Annotated in this window: 17 protein-coding genes; 6 read left to right on the top strand and 11 right to left on the bottom strand. The window is 50.3% G+C overall.

Annotated elements, in window-relative coordinates; all coding sequences use genetic code 11:
* Window positions 1-137 precede the first annotated feature (137 nt).
* Window positions 138-1229, top strand: a complete 1092-nt coding sequence (locus V5T57_RS02295; protein ID WP_332889539.1) for a hypothetical protein — start codon at window positions 138-140, stop codon at window positions 1227-1229.
* Between the two features lies 1 nt (window position 1230).
* On the opposite strand, the gene V5T57_RS02290 is transcribed toward V5T57_RS02295, so the two are convergent.
* From V5T57_RS02290 to phnD, 6 genes are all read right to left on the bottom strand, one after another.
* Entirely contained in the window at window positions 1231-4698 is a 3468-nt protein-coding gene (locus V5T57_RS02290; protein WP_332889538.1) for an AAA family ATPase, read from the bottom strand.
* Window positions 4695-5909: a metallophosphoesterase family protein gene (locus V5T57_RS02285; RefSeq protein WP_332889537.1), complete on the bottom strand. Its 1215-nt coding sequence runs from the start codon at window positions 5907-5909 to the stop codon at window positions 4695-4697. Before V5T57_RS02285 ends, V5T57_RS02290 begins: the two co-directional genes overlap by 4 nt.
* A 644-nt stretch (window positions 5910-6553) precedes the next feature.
* Window positions 6554-7546 (bottom strand): MDR/zinc-dependent alcohol dehydrogenase-like family protein, encoded by a 993-nt coding sequence (locus tag V5T57_RS02280; protein ID WP_332889536.1) that lies wholly within the window; start codon window positions 7544-7546, stop codon window positions 6554-6556.
* 2 nt (window positions 7547-7548) lie between these two features.
* Complete coding sequence (gene dinB, locus V5T57_RS02275) at window positions 7549-8628, bottom strand: DNA polymerase IV (RefSeq protein ID WP_332889535.1); 1080 nt, start codon at window positions 8626-8628, stop codon at window positions 7549-7551.
* A gap of 197 nt (window positions 8629-8825) precedes the next feature.
* Window positions 8826-10739 (bottom strand): sensor histidine kinase, encoded by a 1914-nt coding sequence (locus V5T57_RS02270; protein WP_332889534.1) that lies wholly within the window; start codon window positions 10737-10739, stop codon window positions 8826-8828.
* Window positions 10740-10741: 2 nt separating this feature from the next.
* The gene (phnD, locus tag V5T57_RS02265) at window positions 10742-11641 is read right to left on the bottom strand and encodes a phosphate/phosphite/phosphonate ABC transporter substrate-binding protein (RefSeq protein ID WP_332889533.1); all 900 of its coding nucleotides are present in this window, start codon (window positions 11639-11641) and stop codon (window positions 10742-10744) included.
* 553 nt (window positions 11642-12194) lie between these two features.
* Here phnD and V5T57_RS02260 point away from each other — a divergent pair.
* From V5T57_RS02260 to V5T57_RS02245, 4 genes are all read left to right on the top strand, one after another.
* The gene (locus V5T57_RS02260; RefSeq protein WP_332889532.1) at window positions 12195-14234 is read left to right on the top strand and encodes a nitrite/sulfite reductase; all 2040 of its coding nucleotides are present in this window, start codon (window positions 12195-12197) and stop codon (window positions 14232-14234) included.
* The gene (locus V5T57_RS02255) at window positions 14231-15022 is read left to right on the top strand and encodes a phosphoadenylyl-sulfate reductase (protein WP_332889531.1); all 792 of its coding nucleotides are present in this window, start codon (window positions 14231-14233) and stop codon (window positions 15020-15022) included. Before V5T57_RS02260 ends, V5T57_RS02255 begins: the two co-directional genes overlap by 4 nt.
* 26 nt (window positions 15023-15048) lie before the next feature.
* Complete coding sequence (cysC, locus tag V5T57_RS02250; protein ID WP_332889530.1) at window positions 15049-15693, top strand: adenylyl-sulfate kinase; 645 nt, start codon at window positions 15049-15051, stop codon at window positions 15691-15693.
* Between the two features lie 162 nt (window positions 15694-15855).
* Window positions 15856-16059: a DUF2061 domain-containing protein gene (locus V5T57_RS02245; protein ID WP_332889529.1), complete on the top strand. Its 204-nt coding sequence runs from the start codon at window positions 15856-15858 to the stop codon at window positions 16057-16059.
* Between the two features lie 135 nt (window positions 16060-16194).
* Here V5T57_RS02245 and V5T57_RS02240 read toward each other — a convergent pair whose 3' ends face one another.
* The 4 genes from V5T57_RS02240 to V5T57_RS02225 form a co-directional block, all read right to left on the bottom strand.
* Entirely contained in the window at window positions 16195-17319 is a 1125-nt protein-coding gene (locus V5T57_RS02240) for a PP2C family protein-serine/threonine phosphatase (RefSeq protein ID WP_332889528.1), read from the bottom strand.
* A gap of 62 nt (window positions 17320-17381) precedes the next feature.
* Window positions 17382-18629, bottom strand: a complete 1248-nt coding sequence (locus tag V5T57_RS02235; protein ID WP_332889527.1) for an endonuclease Q family protein — start codon at window positions 18627-18629, stop codon at window positions 17382-17384.
* On the bottom strand, window positions 18629-19063 hold the full coding sequence (locus tag V5T57_RS02230) for an STAS domain-containing protein (RefSeq protein WP_332889526.1): 435 nt from the start codon (window positions 19061-19063) through the stop codon (window positions 18629-18631). The genes V5T57_RS02235 and V5T57_RS02230 overlap by 1 nt, the downstream gene beginning before the upstream one ends.
* A 339-nt stretch (window positions 19064-19402) precedes the next feature.
* A complete protein-coding gene (locus tag V5T57_RS02225; RefSeq protein WP_332889525.1) occupies window positions 19403-19774 on the bottom strand; it encodes an STAS domain-containing protein in 372 nt (123 codons plus the stop codon).
* 110 nt (window positions 19775-19884) lie between these two features.
* Between V5T57_RS02225 and V5T57_RS02220 the strand changes: the two genes are divergently transcribed.
* Window positions 19885-20643 carry a DUF429 domain-containing protein gene (locus tag V5T57_RS02220; protein ID WP_332889524.1) on the top strand — a complete coding sequence of 253 codons (759 nt, stop codon included), beginning with the start codon at window positions 19885-19887 and terminating at the stop codon, window positions 20641-20643.
* Here V5T57_RS02220 and V5T57_RS02215 read toward each other — a convergent pair.
* Window positions 20640-24620: a PAS domain-containing protein gene (locus V5T57_RS02215; protein ID WP_332889523.1), complete on the bottom strand. Its 3981-nt coding sequence runs from the start codon at window positions 24618-24620 to the stop codon at window positions 20640-20642. The two genes, V5T57_RS02220 and V5T57_RS02215, sit on opposite strands and share 4 nt — an antisense overlap.
* Between the last annotated feature and the right edge of the window lie 672 nt (window positions 24621-25292).

Genomic DNA, 25292 nt, shown 5'->3' with positions numbered 1-25292 from the left:
ATTACCCATTATAAATATCAATTGTCAGTGGGGACCAGGATGGCCCCGTATCTGCTAGTTGTTGGGTAGCATCTTCATGTGAGGGTGCAAGAATTTATCGGTTATGTTCAGTCATAACATCTCTAAGGTGGGTTTCTATGTTTCCCATGCATCTATTGGCCAAAGGTATTCTAACTGGAATGGCCGTCCAGGAAGGTAGCCAAGCTGAACAACAGTCCCGTGCGGCTAAAGCGATGGATCAGCATGCCAAGGAGAGCTTTCAAGAGGCTCGGGATGATCTAAGGGATGTTGCCCAAGCTGTTATTTGGGAGCTGGAAGGTTTGGGTAGTCTACGTTTGGATATTATGGAGCGGCGTCTTGGTCATATTGAGGAAGTATGTCGCCGTATTCCCTGTATTGCAGATTCACCCCATACACAGCTGTTGGATCGCCTGACCCGTATGCGGCTACTGTGCGCCAAAGCATCTGCCATTGTGCATGATAGCCATGCCGAGCGGGTGCACTCAGCACTCATTGGCGTCGGGGCTTTTGGGGCCCATGGTGCGTGTGAGGAAGACTCCAGTTCCTGTTGTATTATGCATCTGGTCAAACGTATTAAAGCCAATACGGCCATTCGTTGGTTGGTGCATGGTGTGACAGAGGTGAGTGAACAGAAGCATGGTCGTTGGATGCCATTTGGGCGACGCCGCCGTCTGGAAAAAGCGTTGATTCGCACCTTTTTAGATCGTTCAGAACAGGCGCAGGAGGCTATGGAGGCGGCAAAGACCAACTTGAGCCGTAGTGATGCCGCCATTATGGATATGCGTGATACCGTACACGCCTTAACCCGGGTGGGGCATGGTGCTTCGGAAATGCGTGATACCATCCGCCAATTGGATGTACGCTTGGATGCCGCGATCTTTGACCTGGAAGAGGCGGCCAAACATGGGGTTCAGTCCCATGCAGGTTTGGACAGCACCATGGCAGCACTGGATGTTTCCGCAACCATGCTGCATTTGGTGGAGTCCCCATTGCTCAATCCCCAGTGGCATATCAGTGATCATTTTTTGACCACCATGGAGGAGGGGGAGCAGATGTTAAGCCGTTTAGGGAGCCCTATGTCTAAACGCGGTAAAAAAGAAGAGAAAGTACCCGTTCGTGAAGAGATAGAAAAAGATGAGACGTGGAACACTCAATCCTGTCAGCTTTTTTTACCGATCTATGAGCCTTCTTCTAAAGAAGGGGATTAACCTAGCCAAGCTCTAAAAGTGTACAGTAGTCACCAATATGGGTTTGGGCCAGCTCTGCCAAATGGGGGTGATGGGTAAAGAGCAATACCTGGGTTTTGCGACTCAGTTGAGCAAGTGTCTGTAGTCCGGCCATGGTTCGTTGATCATCAAAGTGTACAAACAGATCATCTGCAATAAAGGGCAGCCCATGCCCCAACTGGTCCACATGGTGTTCAACCGCCGCCAGACGTAAAGCCAGATAGAGCTGATCCAATGTGCCATCACTTAAGGCGTCGGTTGTGAGTGTTATATGATCCTGACAACGGCGTACCATGAGTATGGCATCCTTACCACTCCCATAATCGATAACCAAATCTTCAAACCGACCATCGGTTAGCTGTTTAAAATGGTGCCGGGCGGATTCCAACACCGGCCCGCGGTGGGATAAAGCATAGCGTTCCAAAGCGGCTTTAAAGAGCTGTTCTGCCGTAAAGGCGGCCATCCAATGACGGGTAACCCGGTCCACCTCTGCTTGGGCATCTGCCAAAGATTGGGCCATTTTAGCGGGGTCTCCAGCTTCAAGGGCAGCAACGGCCTCTGCCGCTTCTTGTCGGGCTTGGCTGGCTTCTCGCTGTTTGTCATCCCACTCCGCCAGGGTTTGTTCGGTGGCCTGTATCTGTTGTTTAATCTCTTCCCGTTCAACACCTGCGACAGCGTCCCTGGCTTGTTGCAAATCCCACCCATCGGTTATCTCTTGTAACTGCTGAAGTTTTTGGCTCCATTGTTGATCCAAATCCTGACGCAGGCGAGCGCGTTCGAACCGCTCAGCCATAGCTTTAGGATCTTCAACCCCACACTGTTGCATAAGGGTACGGCGTTGGGCGGTAAGATCAGCCTGGGTCGCGGCCAGTTGTTGGGCCTGTTTATGCTGTTTTTCTTGTTCGTGATGCAGGGATGTTCGCTGTTGTTCCACCGATTTGGCTTGGGTTGTGGCTTCACGCCAGGTGGCCATGGCAGCCAAGCGTTGATCTGCCTGAGCAGGGGTAAAGCCTACTTGTTCAAGCAGTTGATCTGCTTGCTGTTCAAACTGTTGCAAACGTTGCTGTAAGGTCTGCCGTTGTTGGCTTTTTTGGCTGTGTTGGGTGAGCAGTTTGGCGAGCTCCTGCCACTGGTTAATCCAGGTGTGAATTTCATGAATGGGTTGATCACTGGGTAGATTAACGTTGGCTGTGGTCTGTTGCCACTGCTGTTGCCACTGCGCATGGTGTTGCTGCCATGCGGTCTGTTTGGCTTCGATCTGCTCCTTAATCAACTGACTATCCAACCGTTGATCGTCTATAGCCTGTTGGGCAGCAACCTGCTGTTGTGCCCAGTTATGCGCGGCTTCTAAACGGCTGAACAGCGCTGTGAACGAAGCGGTTTCATCACTGTCTTTTTGCCAGGGTAACAGCGCTTGACGTAAGGTCTCACATGCATCTTGTAGCTGTTGAGTGGCCCGTTCGGCCTGCTCTTCACTTTTGAATAAGGCCCGTTGTGCATCCAGTACCTTTTGGCGCTGTTGCAGCCAGCTTTCAATCTGTTGTGGGGTGAGATTCTGCAAGGTTTCAGGCCAGAGTGTACGCCACTGTTGCCACCACGTTTGTTGAGCTTGTTGTAACTGTTGCCACTGCTGTTGATGTTGGTTGATCAACTGTTGTTGCTGCTGCGCTTCACTTTGGGTGCGCTCTAGGGCATGGATCTGCTTGGTGTAGGCCTCACGGGTATCGGCCAGTTGATCGGCGTGTTGTACCAGTGCTTCATAGTGCTGCTGTTGCTGGGCTTCAATCTTTTGGGGCCACTGTTTGATCAAGGCATGCCATTGGTCATCGCGCTGTTGACGAATCTCTTCCATACGTTGGGGGGTGGGCAGGTCCCCCTGCTCTTTAAGTTGCTCAAGCTGGGTTTGGATCTGCTCCATACGTCGTTGCAGGCTCTCTTTGTGCTGACTGAGGCTCTGTTCCTGCTGCTGAAGGTGTTCAAATGTTTTGTTCTGGTGCTGGCGCTGCTCGGGTGTTGGGATAACCAGTTGCTGCAAAGCATCAAGCTCTCCATGCCAACAGCTCAACTGGGCCAAGGCTTGATGCAGGGCTTGTTGATCGTTCATACGCTGTTCGTGACACTGGCTCTCCTGATGCAAGGGCGCATGGTTGCCCAGTTGGGTGAACGTGGTTTTTAACTGCTCCAAATCCAGTGGCGAGACCTGCTTTTTTTTCTGTTTCAGCTCCAGTGTTTTTACCCGATGTTGGGCCTCTTCCCACTGTTGCAGAAGTTGTTGCTTGGTTTGTTGTAGGTGTGTCTGCTCGGTAACCAGCTCCTGCAAAGTTTGAATTTGCATGGTAGAGGGTTGCTTGGCCTGTAGGGTCTGTAGGGAGATCTCCAGGCCGTAACCCAGTTGTTGGGCGAGCTGAGCCATGGAGGTTTGCAGGGTTTGCAGCTCTTCATCCAAAGTTTGGCTGAGGTGTTGATCTCTCAGCACTTCATCCCGCCGGGTTTCCAGCTCATGGAGCTCTGCTTCCCGATGTAGCCAGGGGACTGTGGGTGGTAATACGTCCAGCCGTGCCGTGGTACTTTGCTGCAGGGTTTGGCTACGATCCATCTGTCCTTGTAGTTCCAGCCATGCGGTTTCTAGCGTTTGCCAGCGCTGGGGTAGGGCGCGATCTAACGAAGGTTCTGTGAGTAGGGGTTGGCGTCTGGCTTGGAGTTGATCCATCTCCATCAGGTAGGGGATCAGCTGATGTAAGCGTTGTAGCTGCTTGTACTGCTGCATTTGTGTTTGATAACTCTGACGGATGGTTTGATCATGGGCCTTGGCCTGTTCAAAAATCTGCTGAGCTTTTACCCACTGGTTTTCAGTAACACTAATCGCCTTTAGATCCGCTTGAGCCTGCTCCATGGCAGCGCGTGCTGTGGCCATAGGGGTGGTTCGTTTGTTCAAGCCGTGCCAGTTGCCGACCTCTTTAGCCAGTTGGGCTTTTAGACCCCCTGCACCTTGTAAACTGCCAGATGCCCCAAACAGTAGTTCACCCAGGTCGCCTTTGGCTTGGGCCATTTCGGCACCACCCCGGCGTAATTGCTCATGGGACAGGGCAAACAGATTTTGATAGGCTGCGCGGCTAATGCCCCCCAACATACCGGTCAGTAGACTTTCCGGTTGTGGTCGGTCTTGCTCATCACGCAGGGTATTTTTATTGCCTTTTACCCGTTTTAGGGTGTGCGGGTGTCCTTGATGTTCCAAGATGGCCTCAAGGCGCATGTCATTGTAGTTATGCAGGAAATTAAATTTTGAGCGACTCTCCATACCAAACAGTAAATCGACAATACTGTTGCGTGTGGTAGATTTTCCCGCTTCATTATGACCGACAATAAGGGTTAAACCAGCATGCTTGCCCAGGTCTAACGTGTGGTCTGTAAAATGGCCATAACGGCTGAGGGTTAGCTGTTGGATCTTCATGCTTCCCCCTCCGACAAACGTGCATCCAGTAGGGCCAGCCCCTCTTCAAGGGCAGTGTTGAGCGCACCTTCTTGGATAATGGCTTCCAACCGTTTTTTGGCCGGTCCACGCATCTGTTCCAGCATGGCGGCCTGTATGAAGTGTTGCTGCTCAGGATCCTGTGCCAGTTCAGCGACCAGCGATAAAAGGTCGTGACGATTGCCGCTACTGAGGTTGGCGGTCTGTTTGGGGGCTTTGATACGAATTTTTTCAATCCATAACTGGTGGCTGATCTCTTGTGCGGCAACATCACACTCAGCATAAAGATGGTCCAGATCCTTAAATAGGGGGCTGCGACCATGCAGTGTCAACCGAACCAACAGGGGGCTATCTTGATGGTTGCTCTGTAGATGGGTGCGAATGGCCTGTAGCCACACATGTGGTTCGGTCTCTTCCAAGCTTAGGTTCACATGGGCCCAGCGCAGGTCATCCACAGGGCAGTGGGTAACCTGAGTCACCTGTTGGTCTGTTACATCGACCTGTAGGTACCCTTTGGCACCGGTTTCACGAATATGTCGTCCTTGTAGATTACCGCTGTACCAAATGGGGGGGTCTGTGTGTAGTGCTTCGCAGGTATGCGCGTGGCCCAAACCCCAGTAGTGGTAATGAAGTGCCAGTAGATCCTGTTTACGGCAAGGGGCGTAAGGGTCGTGCCCTTCACGGCCGTCCATGGCGGTATGTAGTAGGCCGATATTAAAAAAGTCGGGGTGCGCTTCTGGATACTCAACCACCATGTTTTCATGCATAGCGGCCCGGGGGTAGCTCCAACCGTGAATGGCGGTTTGATAGGGGGCTAAAAGGATGGTTTGGGGCTTTTTATGATCCAGAATCTGTACATTATCCGGCAGGGTTAAGGATTTGGTTAATTTACTCTGGGCATCATGGTTACCCAAAAGAATAATCAGTGGAATCCCTACCTGCTGTAACCGTTGGGCCTGGGCAGCAAAAAAGAGGCCCGTTCGATAATCTTTCCAATCTCCATCATACAGGTCACCCGCAACGGTCACAAAAGCGACCTGCTTGGCGATGGCTTCATCAATCAGACGTACCCAGGCATTTCGGGTAAGGTTTTCCAATAACCCTGGGGGTAATTTTTCCCGCAAGGTGCCATCCAGCCCCTGCATGGGGCTATCCAGATGAATATCGGCGCAGTGGATAAAGGAGAAATTCAAAGTATCAGCCCCATTTGCCTAAATGAACAGGTTCAGGGGCTATCTTTAATCTTTTCGGCCTGTGGGTCCAGGGGCCGTTCCTATGTTTAGGGGTCTATGCCCTGTAAGTGTGTCCGGTTTGGAAAAAAGCTTAAGCTGATTTGATCCTGTTTTTAGGGCGGTATCGTGGGTTTTTCGGTCGTGGCAGAAGGGTGATGGTCACACAGGCGTGACCAGTAGGGGGTAACCCCGCAGTGTCTTCCCAAGGAGACACTGCGGAGAGGGAAGTTAAGAACATCGGGGGTGTATGGTGGGTCGTTGGGGTGGGGTATTGGGAAAGGAAAAAAATATGGCTTAACGTTTTAAACGGGTGGAAGTCCGACCTTGAACAGGTGTCAGGGCATAACGCACCGGACAACGAGACCAATAGGATAACCACTTTAAGAGGATGCGATACAGGATCATGGGTCTCTCCCGGAGAGACACGAAGTAAAGAAAAACCTGTCTGACAACGGCTTACAGGGCGCACTTATAGAGGGTAGGGATGAACAAAAAGGCGAGATTACGTAATAAAACCATGAATAAAGCATGGCGTTCTGCCGTTGTGTGAAAAGCTTGAGATTTCAACTAAAAGCCATTGACCAGATGTGCAAACAGACCTATTTCTAACCAGTTTGCATGTCGTTATAGAGGAGTATTTTTAAGCGTCCTTGCTGTATGGCATACTGCATGGCTTGTTCAGCTTGCGAGAGTGGAAAACGGGCTTCGATGAGAAAATCCGTCGCAATATCACCACGCTGTAACCAGTTCAAAGCGGGTGGAAACGCCCCACATCGAGATCCCATAACCCGCAGTTCACGGATGACCAAATCATTCATATCCAACCCAACCGTACCATCTAGGGTGGATTTAATAACAAGCAGTCCTTCCGCTTGGACCATAGCTTGCCCCAGCTGTAGGCCAGCTTGGCCACCACCACAGACGATGACCCGCTCCATGCAAGGGAGACGTTCCAGTTTTTCAGCCAATAGGGCTGTAATATTGCTTTGGGGTAGTTGTGCCCAGCGTTGAGGATGGTGCCCCACCAACTGGACAGCACCACCATGAAGGGCCATGACTTGGGCGATCAGTAACCCTAATTTGCCATCACCAATGACCAGAACCGATTCGTCTGCGCGCACCGGTGCCTGTTGCACAATCCGCCCTGCGGCGGCTAAGGGTTCGGCAAAAACAGCGGCATTGTCTGTGATGTCAGGATGCACTTCATACAGGTTTTCCACAGGTAAGCAGATGTACTCTGCCATGGCACCAGGATGGTTAAGAATACCCAGTACCGTACGTTTAACACAGTGGGTGTATGCACCACGCCTACAGGCTGCGCAGTGACCACAGTGGGTATTAATGGCTCCCACCACCCGTTTACCCAACCAAGTGTGATCGGCACAAGCGACAACCTGCCCCACAAATTCATGACCCGGTGTGCCGGTAAAGGTTTTATAGCCCTGTAAAAGATCCTGGTCGGTGGCACAAATACCCACCTGTAGCATCTGAATAAGGGCTTGCCCTGTGGTGGGTTGAGGTAGCGGTAGATCATGCCGCAGGGTCGCAGTGCCTTGCTCAAACCACAGGCCTGTCATGGTTGTGGGGAGGGTGGTCATGGTTACTCCAACGGTAGGCGGAATTGATGAGGTTGTGCGGCGGCATCTTCTTGAGGAATTAGTTGTCCCATGGTGATGCCTAATAGCCGAACACCACGGCCATAGAGCGGTTCCCGCTCCAACAGGGCATAGATCATACGTGTTGCCTCCTGGGGATCAGCAATGGCCTGTTCAGCGGTATGGGCGCGGGTGATCTGTTGAAAATCCGCAAATTTGATCTTCAAGGTTAGGGTCAATCCCCAAACTTGGTGCCGATCTAGTCGACGCCATAGCTCGGTGATGATGGTATCCAGGGCCGGGTACATGGCCGATTTATCGGTTAAATCTCGATCAAAGGTACGCTCTGCCCCCACAGATTTACGTTCTCGGCTGGGGTTAACCGGGCGTTCATCCCGGTTGTGGGCCAGATCATGGTAGAAAGCACCAGCTTTACCAAAGATACGGATTAAAGCACCCCGCTCCCAACGGCGCAGATCGGCACCGGTTTCAATGCCCATTTGATGCATTTTCTCCGCCGTGTGTTTGCCAATACCATGAAACCGTTTAACCGGTAGGGACTGTATAAAGGTGGCGGCCTGCTCTGGGCGAATAACTGTTAAACCGTTGGGCTTATCCATATCGGAAGCGATCTTGGCCAACATTTTATTGACCGAAACCCCGGCGGATGCCGTGAGCTGTGTGGTCGACCAGATCTCTGCACGAATGTGTTGAGCAATCTCAGTGGCTGAGGGTAGGTTGAAATGGTTTTGGCTGACATCCAGATAGGCTTCATCAATCGAGAGCGGCTCGATTAAATCGGTATAGCGTTGGAATAGGGTTTGGATGTGACGGGAGGTCTCTTTATAAACCCCCATACGCCCTGGTTGGATGATCAGGTGATCACACAGGTTGCGGGCACGGCCCATGGGCATGGCCGAGTGAATACCATATTGGCGTGCTTCATAACTGGCCGCAGCCACCACGGCGCGTGGACCATGGCCACCCACCACCACGGGCTGCCCTTTTAAATGGGGGAAATCCCGCTGTTCCACCGAAGCAAAAAAGGCATCCATGTCGATGTGGATAATTTTACGCTGAGACATGGTAAAGGCCCGTAGGCTTGTGGCTTGTTCGTTCACCGTCATAGGCGGAGTCTGTGACGCAGAGCAGATCTTACGACCCACGTGGGTCACATGCTTCACAGGCTTTCACGGTATTGAGCGCACGGTTTGGGCTTGATCCCTCTTTCCTCTGTAATCCTTAAGAGCGCACAGAGATCAAAACCAGGATCACTTATTAATTACTCGTTAGCTAAAGGTAAGCGTACAAAGAAGCGGGCACCTTCAGCGCTGGATTCTGCATGTATGCGGCCTTCCATACTATCTTCCACAATCATTTTAGCCATATAAAGACCAATGCCGGTACCCTGACGTTCAGTCTTGGTGGTAAAGAAAGGATCAAACAAGCGATCCAGAATCTCTTCAGGAATACCAATACCATTATCGCGGATACAGATGGTGGCCAACCCATCATCTTCTGCCATCATATCCACTTCCACTTTGCCATCGCTTAACCCAAGTTCCTGAATGGCATCCTTGGCATTGTTAAGGATAATCATCAAAACCTGAACCGTTTCGTTGGGGTAACCAAATGCCCAAAGATCCTGTGTTGAGGGCTGATAGGTTAACGCCACTTGATAGTGTGAGAAGGAGGCCGAGACCAGCTCCAGTGCTTCGCGCACCGTCTGTCCCAACTCAAAACGTACACGCTGTTTATCGGGTCGGAAGAAGTTACGGAAATCATCAATGGTGGTGGACATCTGGCGGATTAGGCGACGGGCCTTCTCCATCTGCTCCGACATGGTTTGAGCGTCCAGTTCATTATAAGCGAAGGCATCTTCCACATTGGTCAGGTTAAGGGCCAGGGCGTTGAGGGGTTGACGCCACTGGTGGGCAATATTTCCGACCATCTCACCCATGGCTGCCATACGGCTTTGGCGCATCATGACCATATCTTTATGGCGGTTTTCGTTGACCGCATCACGTACCCGCTGTTCCAAATCGGTATTAAGCCGTTCAACTTCTGCTTGGTGACGTTTAACCGCTTCTTCAGATTCACGACGGTCAATCAAACCGGCTAAAGAGTTGGCGACGGCCTCCAAAAACTCTTCAGCTTCTTGATCGGGTACATATCCAGGGCCCAGCAACAGCGTGATGGCCCCAAAGGGGCGGCGACGTAGAAGAATGGGTACACAGTAGGCACCATGGGGAAAAGGTGAGGGCAGCATATGCTCCATGGCCTCATTGGTTCCCCCCTCCACACTGATCAAGGTCAGCTTGCGGGAGATCACCGCCGTATGGCACAGGGCACGGTTGGCGGGTATCCGAACATACAGGTTTTTCTGTTCGTCGGCTAAGCCTACCTGGGCACCGAGCATATAGTGCTGGCCATCGGGTTCCTGAATAAACAAGACGGCCTGTAATTTTTCCTGCTGTTCCGGGAAGACAGCCAACAGGTTTAGGGCCAGGGTCATCTGTTGTTCCGCCGTATTATTCTCTAACAGGCTTTGTAAAAGCGTATTAACAGCGGATTGATAATGGTGGGCACGACGGGAGCGGGCTTCGGCTTTTTGCCGTTCCAGTACTTCCCACTGCAACCGCTGGTTGGCTTCATCCAAACGGCTGGTGCGTTCTTCTAGCAGGTGCGCTTCAATACGGCGTTTGTAGTTCTGCCGTAGGATAATACCAAAGGCCAAAAGAATAATGGCTTCCATGGCAAAAAACTGGAGCAGGACAACCCGTACTTTTTTATCCATCGCGGTTAGGTCTTTGACCATAACCAGTTGAGCTTTACCCCGGTAGGAGTAAAGAAATTCACTGGTCAGCCGCAGGGGGCTGGTGACCTCAATAACCCGTTTATAGATGGCCATGACCGATCCTGAGGCCGAGGTGATGCGTAAGAGGGCGACATCCCCATTACTGTTGCCCCACTGGTCTAAAAAGGGTTGTACTTCGTTGTAATCACCCGACTGTAAAGCGCCTTGAACCACAGCTTGGATCAGGTGGAGTTCAGTTTCTGCCTGACGGCGGGCCTCTTCATATAGATGGTTATGCTGCTGCTGCGTTAACCCTACACCCGCTAAGGTCAGAAGTAGAGCAATGATTAACCACACCATGCCATAGCGAAGAACGCTGGTTTTGGCAAGGCGGGCCATGATCAGTGGATTCCTGCATCGGCTAGATCATTAAGTAGATCCGCCAATTGGTCATAGTTCTGTTTGCGAACAGGGACCAGTGCCGTTAAATGCTTTTTAATGCCGGCAAGAATCTCAGCACCCTGTTGGTTTTGACTCATCTTAAACATCGCTTGGCGGATCTGCTCCATTAGTTCTGGATCTAGATTATTCCGGGCAGCAAACAGATGTTCAGAAATTTCCGGGGTACTGGCAAGGAGCCTGAGGCCCCTGGCTTTAAAGGTTTGATACACTTCATCCTTAACTGCGCCTGCATCAAAGTCTCCAGCCAAAACCGATAAGGCCACATTATGGTGGCTACCTAAAAAGGCATAACCGGCCAACTCTGAGACCGTAACACCCTGTGACCGCAACATATGCCGTGGTACCAGATGGCTCATGGTGGATTTGGGATCCCCAAAAGCAAACAGATGAGACTTAAGATCTTTAATGGTTTTTATCTTACTGTTCTTGCGTACCACAATGCGGCCCTGGAAAAAGGGTAAACCACGGATGGCAAAACGACTGAGTAGCGGTTTGTTACCATACTGCTGGCGCATATTTACATAGGTGGCAGGACCGAGTAGGGCAATGTCCACCTTATCATGGGCAATGTGATACAGATGATCTTGATAGCTGGTACCAATACGTACAGCAACGGGGCGGTGTAGTTCAGTGGCCAGATAGTCGGCTAAGGGGGTATAGCGGTGAAGCAGTTCATCTCGACTTAAATAGGGGTGTACAGCCAGTAGTAAAGGAGATGGCGCCCCTTCAGCCCAACCCACAGGCATGGCTAGGGTAAACATAAATAAACCAAACAGCATGGATGTCAGCTGTTTAATCACACGACATCGGATCCATGCCACACCATTGCTAATACACATAATCTAGAACCTTGAGAAACAGATATTTTTTATTATCACAACAATGGTCTTAAAGGACCATGGCATGTGTAAAAAAGCACATACACCATTCATCGGCCATTTTTAGTAGAAATTCAAGCTCCGAACCATGAGATAGGGCAAAAGTTGGCGTGTCATCCTCTCAATATGGCATTTTGTCCCTTTTGCGTAAAGTCGTCAGCGGTTTGATCTATGCCCCTGTGATCACATGATGGGCTGCTTACCGAAAAAAAAAGAGCTTTTCTACAAAGTGTGATTTGTAGAATCAAACCCGTGATAAATACCCTGCGTTAAACAAAAAATATTTATATGCCCATTGAGCAGGCTTTCAAAAGGCGTTATAAATTCTTAACAAAAACATAACGTAAAAGTTTAACAACTATAGGGAATAATATAAACAAAACCGAATACCCCTTATTTACTACTCAATATATGTACAATAGAATTTTTTATACAGTTTTTGTTTGCACAATACGTTGTGAGCCGTTTATATGGTTGGCAGGCGAATCATTGAAACGGTCACGAGGTCATAATCATGGAACGACAGTTAAATACCCAATCTTTGGTGGATGCGCAGGATGCGGATCTGTATGAAAACGGGCTCCAAGCCTATTTGTCGGGTCGCTGGCACCCGGAGCGCTGGAAAGGTTTTCGGTTGCGCTTTGGTATCTATGGGCAACGTCAAGCTGACCAGTACATGGTCAGGGTCAAATTACCCGGTGGTAGTTTGGCACCTGAAGGTTTGGTAGCTCTGGGCCAACTATCTGAACAGTATGGTGATGGCACACTGCACTTAACCACCCGCCAAGGGGTGCAGTTATATGGTGTGGCATTGGCCGATACCCCTGATCTTCTGCGGGGACTGAATGAGGCTGGGTTGACCACCCGCGAAGCCTCGGGCAATACCTTCCGGGCTGTCACCTCATGCCCCTTTGCCGGTATCTGTCCACAAGAGCGGGTGGATGCATCAGAAGTGGCGGAACAACTGACTACCGCCTGGATTCGCCATCCGTTAACCCAACATATGCCACGCAAATTTAAAACCAGTGTTTCCGGTTGTGATGTGGATTGTGGCCTGACCGCGATTGATGATTTGGGGCTGGTGGCCACAGAGCAGGATGGTCGGGTTGGCTTTCAGGTACGTGTGGCCGGTGGGTTGGGTCATCAACCCCAACTGGCCGAGACGCTATTACCTTTTGTGGAGGCCTCTGCTTTAACCGCGGTTCAAGAGGCCTTGGCCCGTCTACACCATCACTATTCCAACCGTCAGCGTAAAACACGCTCACGCATCAAGTTCCTGGTTCGGGATTGGGGCATTGAGCTTTTCCGCAAGCGGTTTACAGAGATCTTTGAAGAGATCCAGAAGCTTCCCCGCCGACTTTGGGAGCCTCTGCAGTGGCATCAACCCGAGACAACCGGTGAAAAGCCCCAAGAGATTGATCAACACGGTTGGCTCAAAGGTCGGGATGGCCAGGTGGGTGTGGTTATAAAACCCAAATTGGGTTGGTTAACCGCGGTGCAAGCGGCTTCGTTAGGACAGGTAGCCGCTCAGTGGCCCATCAGCAAACTACGGCTGACCCGTGAGCAGACCGTGGTTGCTATAGGTGAACTACAGGGTCAGGAAGCGGCGTTTGCGATTGAGGTCAATGCCTTGGGTATGGCGGCGGGCGATACAAGCCGCAAACAGGCTGATCTGATTAGCTGCCCAGGAACCACAACCTGTGCGTTGGCCATTACCAATGCCAAGGGGTTGGGTGAAGCGCTGCATGCAGGTGGCAAACGAAGTTTCCCCATTCGGGTATCAGGGTGCCCCAATGCGTGTGGTCACCACAGTGTGGCCACCGTGGGCCTAGCTGGTTTTACCCGTAAAGTTGCCGGACAGCCTGCACCCTTTTACCGACTGACCGTCGGTGGGGTTACAGGTAACCATGCAGATCAACTGGGACAACCGGTTGCTGAACTGCCTGCGGCTGATGTGCCATCGTTGCTGGATCGGTTGGATCGTGTCTACAACGCTGAGAAGGTGGAGCAGGAGTCCTTTGCGGTTTGGTTTCAGCGCCAAGGTAAAACGTTGCTACCGGAAGGTGTGGATGAAACACGCCTGGAAACACGTATCTACCGTGATTTAGGGGATACCGGAACCTTTGTACCCCCCCCCGCCCAGCCCTCCGGTGGTGAGTGTGCCGCAGGGGCTGCTACCGGTGAACACTGGCACGATCTGGCTTTGGTTTATCAAGGAGATATTCGTCGTTACCTATCCGTTGGTGATGATGAACAGGCTGAGAATGCTGCCCTGTCTGCCATTCTTGCAGCCGGTCAACGTCTGCTGGTGGCCAAAGGGGTGGAAAACCATAGCACTGAGACCAAACAGCAGCTACATGCTTTGAAAGCTGTGCTTAAGCAAGAACAGGCACTGTTGGAACAGTTTGAAGCGGTATGGCAGCAGCATCAACAGCCGCTGTCTGATAAGGATTGGAACCAACTGTTACAGGTATTGGAACAGTGGATCGATGGGGCTGATCAGCGGGTTGAGCAGATCTTGGCCTCAGTGATGAAATGGAAGGTTGCATCATGAACAGCTATGACCCTGAGGAAGATGTGCAACGTAGTATAGAGTTGGAAGATCGCTACGGACACTTGCCAGCAGAGCATCTGATTAGACTGGCGTTGTTGGAGCTGTTTCCAGGTCAGATTGCGGTGACCTCCTCTTTTGGTATTGAAGCGGCGGTACTGTTGCATATGGTCTCTCGCGTAGACCCTACTGTTCCTGTGGTGTTTGTGGATACAGGTCGTCACTTTCCAGAAACCTTGGGGTATGTCGATCAGTTGTCCAGCCATCTTCAGTTAAGTCATGTACAGAGGGTACAACCCGACGCCCAAGCCTTGGCTCAACAGGATCCCGAAGGGCAGTTGGCCCTAAGTGATGCTGACCGCTGCTGCTATTTACGCAAAGTAGCCCCCATCCAACCTGTGATGGGGCGCTACAGCGCTTGGATTACCGGCCGTAAACGGTGCCATGGTGGTACCCGTGAGCTACTTCCTGCCCTGGAAGTGGTTGGGGGGCAGGTGAAGTTTAATCCGTTGGCTGGTTGGTGTCGGGCTGAGCTGAATAGTTGGTATGAGCGTCATCAGTTGCCGCGTCACCCCCTAGAGGCTAAAGGGTATGGCTCTGTTGGATGTGCACCTTGCACCCACCCCGCCAATGTAGAGGGGGACCCTAGAGCAGGACGTTGGGCCGGTCAGGAGAAAAAGGAGTGTGGTATTCATGTGGCCACACCGCAGATCTCTAATCCTGCAGCCCAGCCTCTACCGGTACTGAATGGACTGGGTTTAAAGTTATCCAAGCCCAATCCGCAGGGTTGAGGCCGATTGATCTAAGGAAGCAGAGCATGTCTGAACCTATACATCCCCCCCCGGTGGGGGATCATCTCTACGCGGTGGATCATCGCGTAACCGAAGCAGCCCGTTGGGCCAGCCATGGTCACCGTGGTGGTATTCTTTGGCTGACCGGTCTATCCGGTTCCGGTAAGAGCACCTTGGCTATGGCCTTGGAGTTGGCGCTGTACCGCCAGGGTCGTCAGGCCTATGTGCTGGATGGTGATAATGTCCGGGGTGGCTTAAACCGGGATCTTGGTTTTGCCCCCGCAGACCGCACGGAAAATATACGTCGCATTGGTGAAGTAGCCAATCTGTTTGCCGATGCTGGATTGATTGTGATCACCGCGTTTATCTCACCCTATCGGCAAGATCGAGATCTGGTACGGGCCATCAACCCAGCGTGGTTTCATGAGATCTATGTGGATGCCACCTTGGATGCGTGTGAGCAGCGGGATCCGAAAGGGCTTTATAAACGGGCACGAAAAGGGGAAATTCCTCAATTTACCGGTATTTCGGCCCCATATGAAGCGCCGTTACAGCCGGAGTATGTGGTGCGCACCACCCAAGCCAGTGTGGCGGAAAGCACCCAGCAGTTGTTGGACTATAGCCAGCAGGTCTTTGCCAACCCCCACCAATTAAAAGCGGTGAGTGCCTAACCTGACTCTTTCTTGAAGGATTACGGTTAGGCGGCCCCATGGGGCCCCTGGTTGTGTTGCAGGGTAGAGGCGCCGAGTGACAGAGAATTATGATGCGCACCGGTAACTTTTACTCTGCGCCTGGGGTCACCTTCCAGACATCTCAGGATGATAGGCGTTATCATGGCAGAAAAAATGGGACGTAGTGCGGCCAAAACATTAAGCTGGCGCTGTTTGGCAACCTTAACCACCATGTTGGTGGTTTGGGGTGTGACGGGTGAACTGGCCACGGCAGTAGGCATTGGTGCGATCGAAGCAACCATCAAGATGTTTATCTACTATGCCCATGAACGGGCTTGGGCTCGTGTGTCGTGGGGGCAGGGTTAACCTCACATATCATCAAAAGAACAAAGGGCGAAGTGTGAAAACACTTCGCCCTTTTTTATGCACAAAAACAGGATTTTTTAACACATGATCTCAATCAGTGTGACATCATCGTCATGCTCATCCTTACCGTGAAAGCTATCCAGTTGTGTTTTTACCTCTTCCAACGGCACATTGGGCTGAGCGGCAGCCTTGGCTAACAATGCATCGGTCGCCTCTTGACCAAAAAAACTCCCGCTCGGGGTTACGTGCTTCAATAATGCCATCGGAATATGCATACATGCGATCCCCAGGCTCAACCGGTATGGTGTGCATAACCGGTTTAAACTCTTTAGGACCAAGCACCCCAAGGGGAATATTGCCCGAACCACCCCGGTGATAAATATCCCCATCCCGTACCATAAGAATATCCGGCGTACCGGCATTCCAATACTCAATATGGTTTCGGGCACTGTTAACGTTAATCCAACAGCAGGCCAGAAAAATACCCATTGGTACCTTGGCATGGAGCTGACTGTTGAGCTCGGTTAAGATCACAGCAGGTGAAAACCCCTTATGGGTCATGCTGTAGAAAATATCGGAGACCAAAGGGCCAATGATGGCTGCAGGTAATCCATGCCCTGTCACATCCCCCATCATCACATGTTGGGCACCATCCGGACGGCGAGCGGCCAGAATAATATCGCCTGAGGTGGCTTCAACCGGATAAAACAGCGTACGAAGGTTGGTATAATCAATCGGTGCGGACGAACGCATACGAGAGATAATCTCCTCAACCAAACGACGCTCAAAAGAGAGTCGCTCACGGGCTTCGGTTACCTCAGTATAAGCCTCAGATAGGGCATCCCTTGCTTGTACGACCTCTTCATGGACCCGCCGGGTTTTAATTTGTAGACGGATGCGTTGCATCAACACTTTCCAGTGGATGGGCTTGGTGATGTACTCTTCAGCACCCACCTGGAAGGCACGGTCTACAGAGTCTGCCGACTCCAAACCGGTAATCATGATGACAGGGCAGCGGGCGCCCGTTTCGGTCTGATTGATCCGGAAACAGGCTTCAAAGCCATCCATACCCGGCATAATGGCATCCATTAGCACCAGATCAATGGTGTTGTTATCATACCGTTCGACCGCTTCATGCCCATCCGAGGCACAAATAACCTGGTAGCCTTGTTTCTCTAGCTTACGTGTCATGATGATCCGTTGGTCCGGATCATCTTCAACCAACAGTAGGGTGGCATTAATGAAGGGTGTATCGGCCATGGGCCACCTTTTACAACGCGATTAAACCAGGACACATGCATATGTGCCCTCTCAATTTTATGTCAGAATGACAGATTGATCATAACCGATCCGTATGTTCCGTCAAAGCCGCTATTGGTAACCAAATGTTGTAACCGTACGGCTTCAATGGCTCTGGCCAGTTCTGGCCAGCCCTTTTGTTGGATCTCTGAAATGGCCAAATCTCTGAGCAGGGGTAGTTCTGGACCCAGCTCTTGTAAAGCTTGGGCATAGCGGGTATTTACACGCTTGCTCTGTGTGCTAACCCCCTCTATTTGAGAGAGAATTTCTAACAAAGATAAGCTCGGCCAAAACGGCTTTGTATGGTCAGCAGGTTCTGTACGATCGGCCAGTTGATGGATGCGGTGACAGACACCAATGGTTAGAGGTTTATGACATTTAGGGCAGGTTCCCTCCAGCTTTTGGGTCTGCTGTGGGGTGGAAGAAAAATTACAAAGACGGTGGCCATCCAGATGATATTTACCCCGATCTGGAATAAATTCCACGGTACCCAGTAAACCTTGTCCGGTTTTTAAGGCCTGCAACATCGCTGTATAGCTGCGCGGGGTACCATACAAGGTTGCTTCACGGCCCAATCGATTGGGGCTGTGGGCATCTGAATGGGAAACCAGTTGATAGGCGTCCAGTTGGCTGAGGAGACGGTTGAGGCCCGGTGTGGAGGATAGGCCTGTCTCTAAGGCAAAAATGTGGGGACTTAAATCCCCATAACATGCTGAGACACTATCAAACCCAGATTTAGAACCAAGCATGGCGTACCACGGTGTCCAAATATGGGCAGGTATTAGAAAAGCCTGATCATCACTGTGTAGAACCATCTCCAATAGATCCCGTGCTGAACAGGAGAGGGTTGGTCGGCCATCTGAGGCCAAATTGCCCCACTTGGTCAGTTGAGTAATCAAACGGTCCGCCGCTTGCCAGTGGGGCACACCCACCAAATGGTGCACACGACGTGTCTGCCCATCTTGTTTGAAAATGGTAGAGAGTTCTACCGTCAGCAGATAGTGCGGTATGGGGGCACCTTGCATGGCCCCCTCCAACTGCAACTGTACAGCCGTGGTGAGTGCAGGGTTGGGTATAAACAACCCATCCGGGCCTTCATCTAGCTCTGTTTTAAGTGTTTCACGCCATTGAGGGTGGGTAAAGTCACCACTGCCGATGACCCCCAAGCCTTTACGTGCCCCCCAAAGTGTAAGATGAAACAGGTCACTATATTTACTGGTGGCATAAGCGTAGTGCGAGTGCAGGTGTAGATCGGCATAAAAAGGTGCCATTATCCGGTCACAAAATGAGGGGGATCTTGGGGCTCAACCGGGTCATGGTGTATGGCTTGTGTGTGCTCAACCAGGGTAAAAAGTAGATCAAATTTTGCCAGGGAAAGTTGTTGTTTAACCTCAGGATGTTTGAGCAACAGGGTTATGGATTGATCCTCATGTTTAAGATGTTGGCGCAGCAACAACAGCATATCCATACCCGCGCTGTCTACCTGACGTACTTCAGTTAGATCTACACGGTAGTTGGGTATTTCATCCAAAAAATGTGTGGCATTCGTCAGCTCTTCCACAGCCCGAAAAAATAGGGTGTGGCATTGTGCATTAAACTGAACGGGTGGCTTGATGACGATGTAATCATCCTGATAGATGATTTCGGTCTTTTTTTCATCAATCTTGTACAGCTCCCGGCTGGTTGATCCGGCCCCAAGTGGCATGTGCAGACCAAATTTCACTCTACAAATTTGCAGATAGCTTAACAAGCAGGAATGTTGCGGCTCTTATCCAGAGAAAAAAACCGCTTGGTTCAACACACCCTTTGTTAGGATCCGTGCCCAGCACACGCTATGACTAGGTCCGTTTGTGCATGGTGAAGCCGATGTAGCCGGGGGAGGAGGCTTAGGAAACCCATGAGGGTGGTATCACTCACCATGGGCAAGCGGGCAGGCCTGCCACTTTTTTGGTATTTAAACATGTATTGGGGCTTACATTGGCAAGGTAGAAGCTCAATACAACATGCCTACACAAAAGGCGGTGTCACCGATGCTCAGATGTTACTAAGCTCCCTGTGTGGCAGGTTCCAAAAAAAAGTTGGGCTGTTGGGCAATGGGCTGTTCATGGCGAACCATGCTAAATAGTTGATCAAATTTTGAAATAGATAGGGTTTGCTGCACCTGACCAGGCATGATATGCAGTTCCAGGGAGTTGGTTTCACAACTTAAACGTTGACGTAAAAGTAGCAACATACCCAACCCAGCGCTATCCACGTAGTCTGTTGCGGTTAGATCCACCAGATAGCGAGGTGCATGTGGAAGTTGATCGAGAGTTTTTAAAAAGGGATTGTGGCTCGCGACATCAAAGCGTTGGGGTGGTTTAATAACAATGACCCCATCTTGCTCGATGATTTCGGTCTGACTGGCTTGATCCATCGTTTCCGCTCCTCATGACTAAAGAGGCTTCCACACCCCTAAAAGAAGCTGAGCATTTTAGTTAAAAATCCGCCGCTTATCAAGTGATATCCTTGTGACAGAGATTGAATATGAAGCCAAGTGAACGTCTTATTTTGGGTGTTGACTGTGCCACGCAGTGGGCACGTATGTCGGTGGCTGTGGGGCACTGGAACAACACCCGTTTAACCCTGCAACAAACACTGACGGCATCGGACCTTAATGATGATAACTGGCAAAAGTTGGTGGACCAACTTAGCCATCTTCAGACCCCACTTATTCTAGCCATGGACGCACCTTTGGGGTGGCCATTCCCTTTTATGAATCAACTTTTCCATCACCAAGCGGGTGAACCGCTGCAGGGATCAGCCAATGATCTGTTGCGACGTATGACCGATAAGGTTGTACGGCAACATTTAGGCAAAACCCCTTTGGATGTTGCCGCAGATCGTATTGCTCGAACGGCTCATGAAGCGTTGCGGATGATCGGGTTAATCCGGTCGTCACATCCAGAAGTAGCTATGTTATGGCATCCGGCAGAGACACCGAAAATTGGACTTTTAGAAACCTATCCTGCAGCGGTTATCCGTCAACGCGGGTATGCCAGCCAAGGGTATAAAAAAGAGGATGCACATGCCAAGCAGACCCGTCTGCAGATGGTTAAGGCCGTGGCAGAAGAGATTGATATGCCCGCTCACCTACACACCGTCATGAGCCAAACAGATCATGATCTTGATGCGCTACTCTGTCTTTTGGCCACCAAAGATTTTTTACAGGGTAAGGCATTGCCACCCCCAAAAGATCATTTAGCGCAGATTAAAAAAGAGGGATGGATCTGGTTTCAGCCTTAGCCCACCCCATATTGGTTGATGGCTTGAAGTAGATCTTTTTTACGGATGGGTTTGGTTAAGTGATCCTGACAGCCCGCTTGCAGGCTGTTTTTAACATCTTCTTTTAAGGCATGGGCGGTCAGGGCAAGAATAGGGACTGATGGTAGGTTGTGTTTCTGTTCATACGTACGAATGGCTCGGGTTGCGTGGTAGCCATCCATAACCGGCATTTGGATATCCATTAAAATCAGATCATAGGTTGTTTCTGTCGCCATGGTTACCGCTTGAGCGCCATCCTTGGCTTCATCCAACTGATGGTTGCTCTTCTTTAAATAAGTACGAATGAGAATACGGTTATCTTCAGAATCATCTACCAGTAGAATATGCAGCGGTTCAACGTCTGTCTGGGCCTCTTCCATCACATGATGTGAGGCTATCTCCAGTTGATCTGCAATCAGTGCTGGAATATGAAACTGAAAACGGCTGCCTTGCCCCAGTTCACTTTTGGCTTCGATCTCACCACCCATTAGATGGATCAAATTTTGACTGATGGCCAAACCAAGCCCGCTACCCCCAAACCGACGTGCCACACTGCTATCAGCTTGGGTGAATTTATCAAAGATCTGCTCCAACTTTTCTTGCGCAATACCCAGTCCACTATCTTCGACGGCACACCATAGCTGGTGATGCTCATAACCCATTTGAACTTCAATACCACCACGTTCGGTGAACTTAATGGCATTGCCTAAAAGATTGACCAACACTTGGCGTAGCCGTGCGCGATCGCCGATGAGGGCTTGGGGCAGGGGTTCAACAATTTGGCTGGTAAGGGTTAGCCCCTTTTGTGCCGTTTGGGCCTGAAAAATGGCCACCGTCTCTGTCATCAAAAGGGCAGGGTCAAAGGGGGTGTGTTCCAGTTCCAGTTGCCCTGCTTCAATTTTAGAGATATCCAGAATATCGTTGATCAAATCCAATAAGGTATTGCCAGCTTGTTGGATCAAACGCATCTGATTGTGGTGTTCGCTACTCACCAAACTTTCCATCAAAACATCGGACATACCCACCACAACATTCATAGGGGTACGGATTTCATGACTCATAGTGGCCAAAAATTCACTCTTGGCGCGGTTGGCTTGCTCAGCCAGTTCCATGGCCAACCGGCTATCTTGTTGGGCTTTTTTTAGGCTGGTAATATCGGTTGCCACCATCAATCGTACATAGTGCCCATCCGTCCAAGGGATGGTACGGGCTCGGATGGCATACCACTCCCCAAGGCTTTTGTGGTGATACTCCCAATGGCGTCCATGATGGGGGTTTTGTTGGGCCAGTAAGGCACACTGTTCACACTGACCTTTTTCGCACCCAAAATTAAAGGCTTCCCAGCAGGATCGTCCCACTGCTTCACCAAAGCGGAGTCGGGCAGCATGGTTAATAAAGAGTACGGTGTTGGTTTCTAGGTTTGTCACAAAAACGTAGGCTTCAAGGCTACCAAGCACCGTCTCAAAACGAAGGTTTGACTCCACTAAAGCATTTTGCGCACGGGTCTGTTCGGTAACATCCAAAATGGTCCCGATAATCCCTTCATGACCACCCTCATCACTGGGCATGACCGCCTTAAAGAAAATGACATGCCGTGGATCGTCACTCTGGGGTTGAATGGTAGATTTATACTGCTGAATCTCTTGAGGATGAGCCAGCAGCTCACGATCAGCCTTGTCATACACATGAGCCATATCCTTGGGAGATGTTTCATAGACGGTATAGCCTAAGATCTCTTCCAAGGGGCGCTTAAGGAGTTGGCTAAAGGCATCATTGGCCATTTGATAGCGCAAGGTATGGTCTTTGTAGAAGACTGGAATGGGGATGGTATTAAGCAGCGTCTGCTGAAAAGTCAGCTGATGTTGCAGCTGCTCTTGTATGATTTTACGTTGGGTAATATCTAATAGGGTAATCAATAAAGTGGGCTGTTGGTGATCCTCGCTATGGCGCATTTGACCACGTAAGTGGAGTTGACGCGTTTCTCCATCAAAGCCTGATAAATGCACCTCCCGCTCGACAATCTCATGGGTCTGTTCCCGGAGATGGGAGAGCCGCTTGAGCAGATCGCGTCGTTCGGGTTTGGGTATGCCATACAATAATGTACGCAGTGTACTGCTGCGTTCTCCAGGTTTAAGACCCAGCATGCTGTAGACTTGATCAGACCACTGCATTAGCCCAGACTTGGGTTTCCAGATAATACTGCCCAATCCTGCCACTTTTTGCGCTTGATCAAGGTTATCTTGGCTCTCTTGCAGGGCTTGACGCATCTGTAGCTGTTCCGAGATATCGACACCGCTACCGCTGAGATAGGGTTTACCCTCAATTTCAATACGATCGCCCTGAAACGCATAGGGGATCTCTTGTTTGTCTTTGGTTAAAATGGTTCCTTCACGGATGGCGTGCCCCTGACTGAACACCTCAGCCATACCTTGTGTAATGGCCTGACGGCTGCTAGGGGAAATAAGTTCTAGAACGGACATGCCTTCCATCTCAGCATCTGTATAACCACTGACGCGAGAGAAATTTTTATTCCAACGTACCATGTGGCCATTTTGATCAAGCAGAGCAAACACACCACTAAGAGAGTCAATAATCCCGTTGGAGACATCCTTCTCCCGTTTCAATTGCTCCTGCATAGCCTGATATTCTGTGATGTCTCGGCTCGATTCGATAATCGCCCATAGCTCGCCAGACTCATCACATAGGGGAGAGGCCAGCAGTTCGACATAGCGAACCTCCCCATCTTGCATGAGATGACGATGGATGGTGGTAAAAGTCTGGCCGGTCTCTTTAACCCTTTCCAACGGACAGGGGTGGTCGTCCCCTTCACAGGGGGTATGACGTTGGTGGGTTAAGAGGTGGCAATAGCAATTTTTCTGTTCATCGACCAATTGGGGGTTATACGCCCGAGCGGCACGGTTCATCAGTGCAATACGGTAATCCGTACGGATGACCATTAAAGGTTCTGTAACCCCATCAATGATGTATTGCAGGCGGTTGCGTTCTTTTTCTAGCCGATCATTGGCTTGGCGTAAGGCATCTGTGCGCTGTTCAACCCGTGTCTCCAGCTCCGCTTCATGGGCTAAGGTCGTACGCATAAAGCGGCGGTGACGTAAGATGATGGACAGCAGTAATAGAGAGACAAATAGCCACGTTATACCGTGGCTGATTAACAGTTTATAGATGACATCCCGTAAAGAGGCATCAACCTCTTGGGCCGAGACGGAAATACTAATACCACCCCGAATATCACCAACTTGATAACCCTGACTTGCGTGGCATTTCATACATGTCGGTTTAACATGTAGGGGGGCCATGTAGCGATAGAGGGCTGATTCTCCCTGACCCACCCGTTCAAAAATCTCTTGAGTATCGCTCTCAAACCTTTTTAAAGCCACCGCTTCCCAAGCATCAGCTCGGTTGGAAGGGCGGATCGGTTTAAGACTGGTGATATGAAACAGCAGCCCAGAGTTACGGGCCAGCTCGGCAATTTGCCGGGTCATAAAGGCGGGGTTGACCATGGTCAACTGCAACCCCTCGTGTGTGGTCAAGTCCCGGTTGGGGAGATGATTTAAAAAAGGATTGGGTTGGGTCTCGGACGTAATGGGTACGTATGTTCCACCATGTTGCGCATTCCACTGTCTGGTCAGTTGAATCAGCTGAAAGACATGTCGGCTGCGGTCCACCACCAGCTGTTTATTGTGTATGCGCTGTTCGGAGAGATTCCACTGTAAAGAGATGCCAACCAGGAGTGTCCATAGAAGAATGGCAACGACAGGGCAGAGCATGCCACCATAGCAGAAGGGGGTTTTAATGGAATGATCGGGAGGGTTGGACTCCGTGTGTGCCATCTCAGGCTTTCCTATCCCTAGCGTGCGCCAAGCTGGCTTGAGTTTGGCCTTCTTGTCTAACCCACCCAATGAGAGCAGGGCTGTATAGATGACAAGGGTCCAGCTCATCTACCCATTACGGTCCAACATTATGCCATAGTGGTAAGAAAATGTAATGCTTCATATGTGTTATACGATACATGTTTAGGGGCGCTATCCGTCAAAAGCTTAGATGGTTGCTGGTTCGCAAATGCCTGCAGGGGTGGGTCAGTCGTCAAAGAGGGTGGCGGTTTTAAGTGTCACGATTCTAATGGTGGGCAGCCTATGGTTGGGATTTTAGATGGGTGCTTGCTTGAGCAGATCTATGCAAAAAAGACAAAAAAAAGGAACAATCCAAAAGATTGTTCCTTCAAGTCCGGTATTTGGGTCAAATCCGCATCGCACGTCTTGTAAGCCCGTATGTCGTAGTATTAAGAAATTATAGGGGTTAGTCAATATAAAAAATTCATCCTTATCTAAGTTTAAGCTAGTCCTATATGGCTAAAAAAGCATTAGAGAAAAATGTAAAAGCATGAAAATATGGCGCTATAATATCGTTAAGTTTGCACTTTATCCTTAGGTTGAGCTGAAAAAAGGGGTATATAGGGTGTGACTTATCCAAGATTCCGCATCAGTATGGTTTAAAAGAGGTAAAAAATATTCTTATAAACCATATTCAAACAGGCTTGAGATGGCACAGGTATTAATGCTACTAGAACCTTATATAGATCTAAGGTATGATGTTATGCGATGTTGACAGTG

Source organism: Magnetococcus sp. PR-3 (assembly GCF_036689865.1).
Lineage (GTDB): Bacteria > Pseudomonadota > Magnetococcia > Magnetococcales > Magnetococcaceae > Magnetococcus.
The sequence above is the reverse complement of the archived record's forward strand: the minus strand, read 5'-3'. Positions and strand labels throughout refer to the sequence as shown.